The 9,055-nt window shown below is 41.5% G+C and carries 14 protein-coding genes and 1 other annotated feature; of the genes, 2 read left to right on the top strand and 12 right to left on the bottom strand.

Going from position 1 to position 9,055, the window contains the following annotated elements; all coding sequences use genetic code 11:
- Both BET01_RS22050 and BET01_RS22045 read left to right on the top strand, forming a co-directional pair.
- On the top strand, positions 1-501 hold a 501-nt coding region (locus BET01_RS22050; RefSeq protein ID WP_243117206.1), incomplete at its 5' end, for a hypothetical protein.
- A complete protein-coding gene (locus BET01_RS22045) occupies positions 498-908 on the top strand; it encodes a hypothetical protein (protein ID WP_243117205.1) in 411 nt (136 codons plus the stop codon). The genes BET01_RS22050 and BET01_RS22045, both read left to right, overlap by 4 nt.
- A 177-nt stretch (positions 909-1,085) precedes the next feature.
- On the opposite strand, the gene BET01_RS12245 is transcribed toward BET01_RS22045, so the two are convergent.
- From BET01_RS12245 to rfbA, 12 genes are all read right to left on the bottom strand, one after another.
- A complete protein-coding gene (locus BET01_RS12245) occupies positions 1,086-1,805 on the bottom strand; it encodes a polysaccharide deacetylase family protein (protein WP_120197112.1) in 720 nt (239 codons plus the stop codon).
- Between the two features lie 230 nt (positions 1,806-2,035).
- Entirely contained in the window at positions 2,036-2,239 is a 204-nt protein-coding gene (locus BET01_RS12240; RefSeq protein WP_120197111.1) for a cold-shock protein, read from the bottom strand.
- A gap of 251 nt (positions 2,240-2,490) precedes the next feature.
- Positions 2,491-2,859 (bottom strand): 50S ribosomal protein L7/L12, encoded by a 369-nt coding sequence (gene rplL / locus BET01_RS12235; RefSeq protein ID WP_120197110.1) that lies wholly within the window; start codon positions 2,857-2,859, stop codon positions 2,491-2,493.
- Between the two features lie 119 nt (positions 2,860-2,978).
- Positions 2,979-3,473, bottom strand: a complete 495-nt coding sequence (gene rplJ / locus BET01_RS12230; protein ID WP_120197109.1) for a 50S ribosomal protein L10 — start codon at positions 3,471-3,473, stop codon at positions 2,979-2,981.
- Positions 3,474-3,532: 59 nt separating this feature from the next.
- Positions 3,533-3,677, bottom strand: a sequence feature (ribosomal protein L10 leader region).
- Positions 3,678-3,717: 40 nt separating this feature from the next.
- Positions 3,718-4,413 carry a 50S ribosomal protein L1 gene (gene rplA / locus BET01_RS12225; protein ID WP_120197108.1) on the bottom strand — a complete coding sequence of 232 codons (696 nt, stop codon included), beginning with the start codon at positions 4,411-4,413 and terminating at the stop codon, positions 3,718-3,720.
- A gap of 133 nt (positions 4,414-4,546) precedes the next feature.
- On the bottom strand, positions 4,547-4,975 hold the full coding sequence (gene rplK / locus BET01_RS12220; RefSeq protein ID WP_120197107.1) for a 50S ribosomal protein L11: 429 nt from the start codon (positions 4,973-4,975) through the stop codon (positions 4,547-4,549).
- An 85-nt stretch (positions 4,976-5,060) separates the two neighbouring features.
- Positions 5,061-5,576, bottom strand: a complete 516-nt coding sequence (gene nusG / locus BET01_RS12215; RefSeq protein WP_120197106.1) for a transcription termination/antitermination protein NusG — start codon at positions 5,574-5,576, stop codon at positions 5,061-5,063.
- 23 nt (positions 5,577-5,599) lie between these two features.
- Complete coding sequence (secE, locus tag BET01_RS12210) at positions 5,600-5,803, bottom strand: preprotein translocase subunit SecE (protein ID WP_120197105.1); 204 nt, start codon at positions 5,801-5,803, stop codon at positions 5,600-5,602.
- A 24-nt stretch (positions 5,804-5,827) separates the two neighbouring features.
- Positions 5,828-5,977, bottom strand: coding sequence for a 50S ribosomal protein L33 (gene rpmG / locus BET01_RS12205; RefSeq protein WP_024838263.1), 150 nt, complete (start codon positions 5,975-5,977; stop codon positions 5,828-5,830).
- Positions 5,978-6,209: 232 nt separating this feature from the next.
- Positions 6,210-7,055 (bottom strand): dTDP-4-dehydrorhamnose reductase, encoded by an 846-nt coding sequence (gene rfbD / locus BET01_RS12200; protein WP_120197104.1) that lies wholly within the window; start codon positions 7,053-7,055, stop codon positions 6,210-6,212.
- Between the two features lie 25 nt (positions 7,056-7,080).
- Positions 7,081-8,103 (bottom strand): dTDP-glucose 4,6-dehydratase, encoded by a 1,023-nt coding sequence (rfbB, locus tag BET01_RS12195; protein ID WP_120197103.1) that lies wholly within the window; start codon positions 8,101-8,103, stop codon positions 7,081-7,083.
- A gap of 27 nt (positions 8,104-8,130) precedes the next feature.
- The gene (rfbA, locus tag BET01_RS12190) at positions 8,131-9,015 is read right to left on the bottom strand and encodes a glucose-1-phosphate thymidylyltransferase RfbA (protein ID WP_120197102.1); all 885 of its coding nucleotides are present in this window, start codon (positions 9,013-9,015) and stop codon (positions 8,131-8,133) included.
- Between the last annotated feature and the right edge of the window lie 40 nt (positions 9,016-9,055).

Here is a 9,055-nt window from a genome sequence, read left to right as displayed (position 1 = left end):
ATACTGGACCTACTGGCGATACTGGACCTACTGGTGCAACCGGACCGACCGGTGCAACTGGACCTACCGGTGATACTGGACCTACTGGCGATACCGGCCCTACTGGTGACACTGGACCTACTGGCGATACCGGCCCTACTGGTGCAACTGGACCTACTGGACCTACTGGCGATACTGGACCTACCGGTGCAACCGGACCTACTGGTGATACCGGACCTACTGGCGATACCGGACCTACTGGCGATACCGGACCGACCGGTGATACTGGACCTACTGGCGCAACCGGACCTACTGGTGCAACTGGACCTACTGGCGATACTGGACCTACTGGCGCAACTGGACCTACTGGTGATACCGGACCTACTGGCGATACCGGACCTACCGGTGCTACCGGACCTACTGGCGACACCGGACCTGCCGGGCCCGCTATTGCTTCAACTGGCTTCTCAGCCTTTAAGCCCGCTCTTACGGCTTCATCTAGTGCTCAGATTACGTCATTGACTGTCAGCTCGCCTTTATATGAAAATGAAGCAATAAGTACCGAAACCGGAGATTTTACTGTTCCTGCTACAGGGAGATATTCACTGAGCGCTACCATTAATTATTCAACAACAGCGGCACTGACTGCATCTATTGGCAGTCAGAATCCTAAGTTCATTTTGAGAAGAACATTCCCCTCAACCCTGGATCTGATTTCTGGACTGCTGCCAGTACTAAATATAGATTTAACTCTTTTAACTTTGAGAGCAATATTAGGAAGCGGGACCGTAACACTAAGTGGAGAAGTAGAATTAACGGAAGGAGACGTAATTGGACTATTCTACGATGCCGATGGCTTAAGCTTGGACTTAAACTTAGGCGGCAACGATTCAGGAGGAATTATTTGGTCAATTCACAGAATTATTTAATACGTGATTGAGGCCAGATCTTTGGAATAACGAATCCTTTAAGACCATACGTCTATTCATCAGATAAGAGTTATTAAAAAGGATACCTTCCATTAATAAAAATTCAAACAGATAAATCATATAAAATAAAACAGAAAAGAGACCTGGTATTTTCAGGTCTCTTTTACTGTAAAGCAATCAATCAATCAATAGCTCATCAACCGTAACAAACGTATAGCCTTGTTTTGTTAAAATATCAATTACCTCAAGTGCCGCCTCTACGGAAGTCGGATAAACATCATGCATCAGAATTACATCCCCTGGTTCAACATGTTTAATAATATTTCGTACTACCTTTTTAGAACTTTGAGTTTTCCAATCCAAAGGGTCCTTATTCCAAAGTACCACTGTCATATTGGTGGTGCATTCAAGCTCAGCAGTCCATGCACCATACGGCGGGCGCAGGTACTGGGGCCTCACTCCTGTAATCTTCTCAATCTGCTCATTATTTTTTTCAATTTGCTCGCAGGCAGTATTTACCGATTCCTTGCTCATCTGTACATGGCTGTAACCATGATTACCGATCAAATGTCCGTCTTCCTGCATTTGCTTTACTATGTCTTCTTTTCCTATTACATTTTCTCCAAGGAGAAAGAAAGTGGCGTGAACCCCCCTCTGTCTGAGACCATCCAGCAGCCGTGAGGTATAAACAGAGTGGGGCCCGTCATCAAAGGTCAGAGCAATCTGCCTGCTGCCGGAGAACTGATTTTTGACATCATCTCTCGCCTCCCCTCCTGCATCTGCCGGAAGGAAAAGTGTATCCTTTGTTTTTGAATAAGATTCATACATCGCTCTCATGCATAAAACATCAAGTATAAAAACAGCCAAAAATAAGGCAACCTTCCATCTCATTTTCATAATTCACAAGCCCAACCTTCTGCCATTATTATTAAATCTATGGGCAATGGCAGGAAAATAAAACCGAAACCTTTTAAAGGCCTGTGTTCAAAATTCAGGACAAACCATTCACTGATCAAATCTGTATGAAGAGGTCATTTTTACTTTCCTCTCCTATCAACTAAAAAAGGGTTGTTCCTCCATCGAAATGGGGAACAACCCTTAAAGCTTACTTTAAACAGAAGCTTTCATTAAGCCATGTTAACGTTAACTGCCTGGAGACCGCGGTTTCCTTCTGTTGTTTCGTAAGTTACTTTCTGGCCTTCTTCTAAAGTCTTGTAACCATCAGACATGATACCAGAGAAATGTACGAATACTTCTTCTCCTGTTGCATCATTAACAATAAAACCATAACCCTTAGCACCATTAAACCATTTTACTGTACCGTTATTCATTACGTGTACCTCCTATAAAATAAAAAAATAATTTTGATTTATCGCCTGAAACAAAAAATCACATATTTTCGTAAATCATCATCCGAAAATAATGACTTACAAAAATATGTGAAATCATAACTCCATTCGATAATACACGTACATTCTAACCCGTATTTCCAAAAATGTCAAGACCGTTCTGACATTTATAACAGGAAAAAAACAAGGCCACATCCTCCGAAAAGGATGGGACCCTGATAATTGGTCTATAATTACTTTAAAGTAACTTTAGCGCCTTCTGCTTCTAATGCTGCCTTAACCTGCTCAGCCTCTTCTTTAGATGCGCCAGATTTTACTACCTTAGGAGCTCCATCAACTACGTCTTTAGCTTCTTTTAAGCCTAAACCAGTAGCTTCACGAACAACTTTGATGACTTTAACCTTGTTAGGACCAACCTCAGTTAATTCTACGTCAAATTCTGTCTTCTCTTCAACTTCTGCTGCGCCTGCTGCTGCAACTACTACGCCTGCTGCTGCAGAAACACCGAATTCTTCCTCACAAGCCTTTACTAATTCGTTTAATTCTAATACAGATAATTCTTTGATTGCTTCGATAAATTCAACTGTTGTTAACTTTGCCATGATAATATACCTCCGTATTTAATATGAGTGTTTTTTAATGAAGTTCGATTCGCCTTTGGCTCATCGAACGGCTAATTTTCTAAACTAAAGCAGCGCTTCGCTTGCTTTTGTTAAGAAAATTATGCCTCTGCGCTCTGTCCTTCTGCAATCTGCTTGAGAACGCGAGCAAAGTTTGTGATAGGAGACTGAATACTTCCAAGTAACTTTCCAAGAAGAATCTCTCTGGAAGGAATGCTGGAAATCTTCTGCATACCTGTTGCATCATAATAAATGCCTTCAACAATGCCGCCCTTAATTTCTAATGCTGGAGCTGTTTTAGCGAACTCAGCAAGAATTCTTGCTGGAGCTGTTGCGTCTGTCTTGGATACAGCGATTGCTGTAGGGCCTTCCAGACTTGGGTCCAGTGCTTCGAAAGCTGTACCCTTTGCTGCAAAACGGATCATAGTGTTCTTATATACTTTATAAGTAACACCAGCTTCTCTTAATTTCTTACGAAGCTCTGTATCCTGTGAAACGGTGATACCGCGGTAGTCTACTACAACTGCAGTTTCAGCGCCGTCCAGTAGCTCTTTGATCTCGATTACGACTGGCTGCTTTAATTCAACTTTTGCCATTATGGTTTACCTCCTGTTTAGTCTGAGCCCTACGGTTGTCCGCATGGCCCGCTTGTATAAACCGCAAAGAAAAACCTCTCCGCCAAAAGGACAGAGAGGTCTACAATTCATTTAATAAAAAATGATTCTTGTATGTTCCTCGGCAGGCGTTCACACCTTATGCCTTACGGCACCTGCTATCTTCGGCAGTCAATACTAAGTTAGTATAACATTATCTATAATTAATGTCAACCACAAAACAAAATTAGTTCATTAACTTTGCTACGTTAAGCTTAACGCCAGGTCCCATTGTGGAAGCCAGAGTTACACTCTTTAAGTAAGCACCTTTAACTGTACTTGGTTTTGCTTTGACGATTGCATCAACAAGCGTCTGGAAGTTGTCCGCTAACTGTTCTTCTGTAAAAGAAGCTTTTCCAACTGGCACGTGGATAATATTAGTTTTATCAAGTCTGTACTCAACCTTACCAGCTTTGATATCATTAATTGCTTTTGTTACGTCCATAGTAACGGTACCAGCTTTAGGGTTTGGCATTAAGCCTTTAGGTCCAAGGACACGTCCTAAACGACCAACAACACCCATCATGTCTGGAGTAGCAACAATTACATCAAAATCTAACCAACCTTCGTTCTGGATTCTTGGAATTAATTCCTCAGCTCCAACATGGTCTGCGCCTGCTGCGATAGCTTCGTCAGCCTTAGGTCCCTTAGCGAAAACTAAGATACGAACAGTTTTTCCTGTACCGTGAGGAAGTACAACGGCACCACGGATCTGCTGGTCAGCGTGACGTCCGTCACAACCGGTTCTGATATGAGCTTCAATGGTTTCATTAAATTTTGCACTTGCATTCGTCTTAACTAAAGAGATTGCTACTGGTGCATCGTAGAGAACAGTGCGATCAACTGCTTTAGCTGCTTCTACATATCTTTTTCCTTTTTTCATTCTAAATAACCTCCTAGTGGTATTGTCGGGGATTTTCCCTCCCACGTTTTCAAAACTTCGATGATTGCAACAAAGGAAGTTCGGCTTGCCAAAGGGCCTGCCGAACAGCTAATTTTTTGACTAAGTCAAAAAATTATGCCTCTTCAACGGTGATACCCATACTTCTTGCGGTACCAGAGATCATGCTTATAGCTGCTTCCACAGATGCAGCATTTAAATCAGGCATCTTAAGTTCAGCAATCTTCTGTATTTCAGCTTTGGATATGGTAGCTACCTTTGTCTTATTCGGAACTGCTGATCCGGATTTAAGCTTACAAGCTTTCTTTAACAAAACGGCAGCTGGCGGAGTCTTTGTAATGAAGCTGAAGCTTCTGTCAGCATAAACAGTGATAACGACTGGAATGATTAAATCAACCTGATCAGCTGTTCTTGCGTTGAATTCCTTTGTAAACTGTACAATGTTTACACCATGCTGTCCAAGAGCTGGACCTACAGGAGGAGCTGGTGTAGCTTTTCCTGCTGGAATCTGCAATTTGATATATCCTGTTACTTTCTTTGCCATAATTAGGCACCTCCTAAATAAATGTGGTATTGTCGGGGAATTCCCTCCCACGAGCCTATACAACCGTATAAGCCGCTTTTACTTGTTACATCTTCTTGATCTCGCTGAAATTCAGTTCTACTGGGGTTTCCCGGCCGAACATCTCAACATTAATGGTGATGGTTTTCTTACCTTCATTGATGGACTTGATGGCACCAATGGTATCTTTCCATGCACCGGAAGTTACCACTACGGTATCTCCCACTTCAAAGCCGATAATGACCTCTTCGTTTCTGAATCCAAGTTTCTCCATCTCATCTTCTGTCAGAGGAACTGGTTTTGATCCAGGACCAACAAAGCCTGTCACCCCTCGGGTATTACGTACCACATACCATGTATCATCATTCATGAACATGTGAATCAGTACATAGCCGGGAAACATCTTTTTATCAGCCTTCTTTTCCACACCATTTTTAATTTCAATGACTGCTTCAAGAGGAACTGATACTTCCAGAATCTGGTCCTGCAAGTTTCTGTTTTCGATTGTTTTTTCAATATCGACTTTTACTTTGTTCTCATAACCTGAATAGGTATGGACTACATACCAATTTGCTTCTGACATAAACTCACCTTAACCCTTATGAATTATAAGATAAAACTAAGACCAAACTTGACGATTAGATCAATAATCGCAATAATCAGTCCTAAAGCAATCGCTCCTGATACAACAGCGATCGTCTGTTTCGTTACGGTATCTTTGTCAGGCCAAACGATTTTTGTAAACTCAGCTTTTAAACCTTTAAAAAAGCTTCTTTTCTGAGCGCCCTCGTTGTTCACTGTATCTCCCATAATTTCACATCCTTTACAAACTGATTACTTTGTTTCCTTGTGCATTGTATGACTCTTACAGAATTTACAATATTTCTTTGTTTCCATTCTGTCCGGATGAGTCTTCTTATCCTTGGTCATATTGTAATTACGCTGTTTGCATTCAGTACATGCCAGTGTGATTTTTGTGCGCACGACTTCCACCTCCACTTAAATTTTCGTTGTTGTGTTTCAGTCTCTTTTTATCTGCTGTAATCATTTTTGAGCATAAAAAAAAGACCTAAGCTCTTCCATTCGCCCAATCACTATAACACATAAGGGCAGGATTCGTCAATCTTTTTTTATTTAAACCGATTAAAATATAACGTCTTGACATTATAACACGGGAAACTTTAAAAAGCAAGCATAAAGTTTCCCGTGTTGCTATTTAATACTCGATCTCTGTCAGATATCTTGCAAGGGCATCCTGCCAAATTGGAAGACGTACAAAGCCATTCTCTTCAAGCTTATCTCGGTTCATTCGGCTGTTCATGGGACGTTTTGCCTTAACCGGGAACTGATCTGAGCCCACTGGTTCAACAGTGACATTCATACCAGCCTGCTTAAAGATCTCACAAGCAAAGTCATACCAGGTACACTGTCCTTCATTGGTTGCATGATAGCGTCCGTATCGGTCTGTCTCGATCATATCAACCAGAAGTCTAGCAAGGTCATAAGTATAGGTAGGAGAACCGATCTGATCAACAACTACCGTAAGCTTATCTCTTGTTTTCCCAAGATTTAGCATGGTTTTTATAAAGTTCTTTCCATTTACTCCAAATACCCAGGCAATGCGCACCGTAAAATATTTCTGGAGAATCTCTTCAATTGCAAGCTCTCCCTCATATTTGGTCTGCCCGTAAATATTTAACGGTTCCCTCTTGTCATCTGGTTCCCAAGGGCGGGTTCCCTGACCATTGAAAACATAATCCGTACTGATGTACATCATCTTGATGTCTAAGTCCTTGCATACTTTTGCAATATACCTGGTTCCAGTCGCATTTACATTTCTGCAAAGCTCCTCATTGTCTTCTGCTGAATCAACGGCAGTATAGGCAGCACAGTGAATCACTGCATCAGGAGCGGATTCTTTTATAACATGGTTTACACTTTCCTCGTTCGTGATGTCCATCTCTTCAATGTCCACACCTACAGCTTCATGTCCCCGCTTTTTTAGTTCGTTTACAACATCAAATCCAAGCTGGCCTTTTACGCCAGTTACTAATACTTTCATAAATGCCTCATTTCACAGATGGATTTTATAAACGGCTTCCGTACATATTATCGAAATAATTCTGATACTCTCCATTGATAATATGCTTCCACCAGTCTTCATTATCCAGATACCACTGAATGGTCTGACGAATTCCAGTATCAAAATTGTATTTTGGTTTCCAGCCAAGCTCTGTCTCTAACTTCTCTGGATCAATGGCATAACGTCTATCATGACCTGGACGGTCTTTTACATATTTAATTAGGCTTTCCGGTTTATCAAGAGCCTCTAAAATGGTTTTTACTACTTCCAAATTGGTGCGCTCATTGTGTCCGCCTACGTTGTAGACTTCTCCTTCTTTCCCTTTATGAATGATTAAATCAATGGCCTCGCAGTGATCTGATACGTGAAGCCAATCTCTTACATTCTCCCCTGTTCCATATACAGGAAGTTCTTCCTCTGCAAGAGCACGGCTGATGATCAAAGGAATCAGCTTCTCTGGGAAATGGTATGGTCCATAGTTATTGGAACATCTTGAAATAGTCACAGGAAGTCCAAAGGTCCTCTGGTAAGCCAATACAAATAAATCTGCACTTGCCTTTGATGAGGAATATGGGCTTGAGGTGTGAAGAGGTGTTTCCTCCGTAAAGAATAAGTCAGGGCGGTCTAATGGAAGGTCGCCGTATACTTCATCGGTGGATACCTGATGATAACGCTTAATTCCGTAAGTACGGCAAGCATCAAGTAAAGTTGTGGTTCCCATTACGTTAGTTCTTACAAATGATTCTGGGTCAGTAATAGAACGGTCTACGTGGCTCTCAGCCGCGAAGTTAACGACCACATCTGGTTTTTCTTCCTCAAATAATCCAAATACAAATTCTCTGTCTGCGATGTCACCTTTGACAAATTTATAATTTGGCTTATCCTCAACGGGTTTTAATGTTTCAAGATTTCCTGCGTATGTTAAAAGATCTAAATTGATAATCTGGTAATCTGGGTATTTATCTACCATATGGTGTACAAAATTTCCGCCGATGAATCCGGCACCGCCTGTAACGATAATTTTCATGGATCGTTCCTCCTTACATTCACTTATTTATAGTTTATCGATATATTTTCCGGCAAGAACGTCTAATAAGTATTGTCCGTACTGGTTTTTCTTTAATGGTTCAATGCTCTTCATAAGCTGATCTTTTGTGATCCAATGGTTTAAATATGCGATTTCTTCCAGACATGCAATCTTTCTATGCTGATGTGTCTCCATGGTACGGACAAAATCAGTGGCATCTACTAAGGATTCGTGAGTGCCAGTATCTAGCCAGGTAAATCCCTGACCAAGAAGTTCCACGTCAAGATTCCCATCTTCTAAGTAAATACGGTTTAAATCCGTAATCTCAAGCTCACCTCTTGGGGAAGGCTTTAAGTTTTTAGCATATTCCACAACCTTATTATCATAGAAATAAAGTCCGGTTACACAGTAGTTGCTCTTTGGATTTTCTGGTTTTTCTTCAATAGAAATAGCTTTGCCATCAGAATTAAATTCCACAATGCCAAAACGCTCCGGATCATCCACATAATAACCAAATACCGTAGCTCCGTCTTTTTTGTTGGAAGCATTTAATAAACGCTTGGTAAGGCCATGGCCTGCGAAGATATTGTCACCCAGGATCATGGCTACGCTATCATCTCCGATAAATTCCGCTCCGATGATAAAGGCCTGCGCAAGGCCATCTGGAGATGGTTGCACTGCATAGGATAACCGGATGCCAAACTGAGCACCATCTCCTAAAAGAGCTTCAAACCTTGGAGTATCATCTGGGGTAGAGATGATTAAGATATCCCGGATCCCTGCGTTCATGAGCACGGACAATGGATAATAAATCATAGGCTTGTCATAAATAGGCAGAAGCTGCTTTGATGTTACCATAGTCAGCGGGTAAAGTCTGGTGCCGGAACCCCCGGCAAGAATAATTCCCTTCATTTTTACAATTCCTCCATATTATTTCATAATCCTATCATAC

The sequence above is a fragment of the Lacrimispora algidixylanolytica genome, assembly GCF_003609635.1.
GTDB classification, from domain to species: Bacteria; Bacillota; Clostridia; order Lachnospirales; family Lachnospiraceae; genus Lacrimispora; species Lacrimispora algidixylanolytica.
Note: the sequence above shows the minus strand (reverse complement) of the source record. Positions and strands in the feature narration are given on the sequence as shown.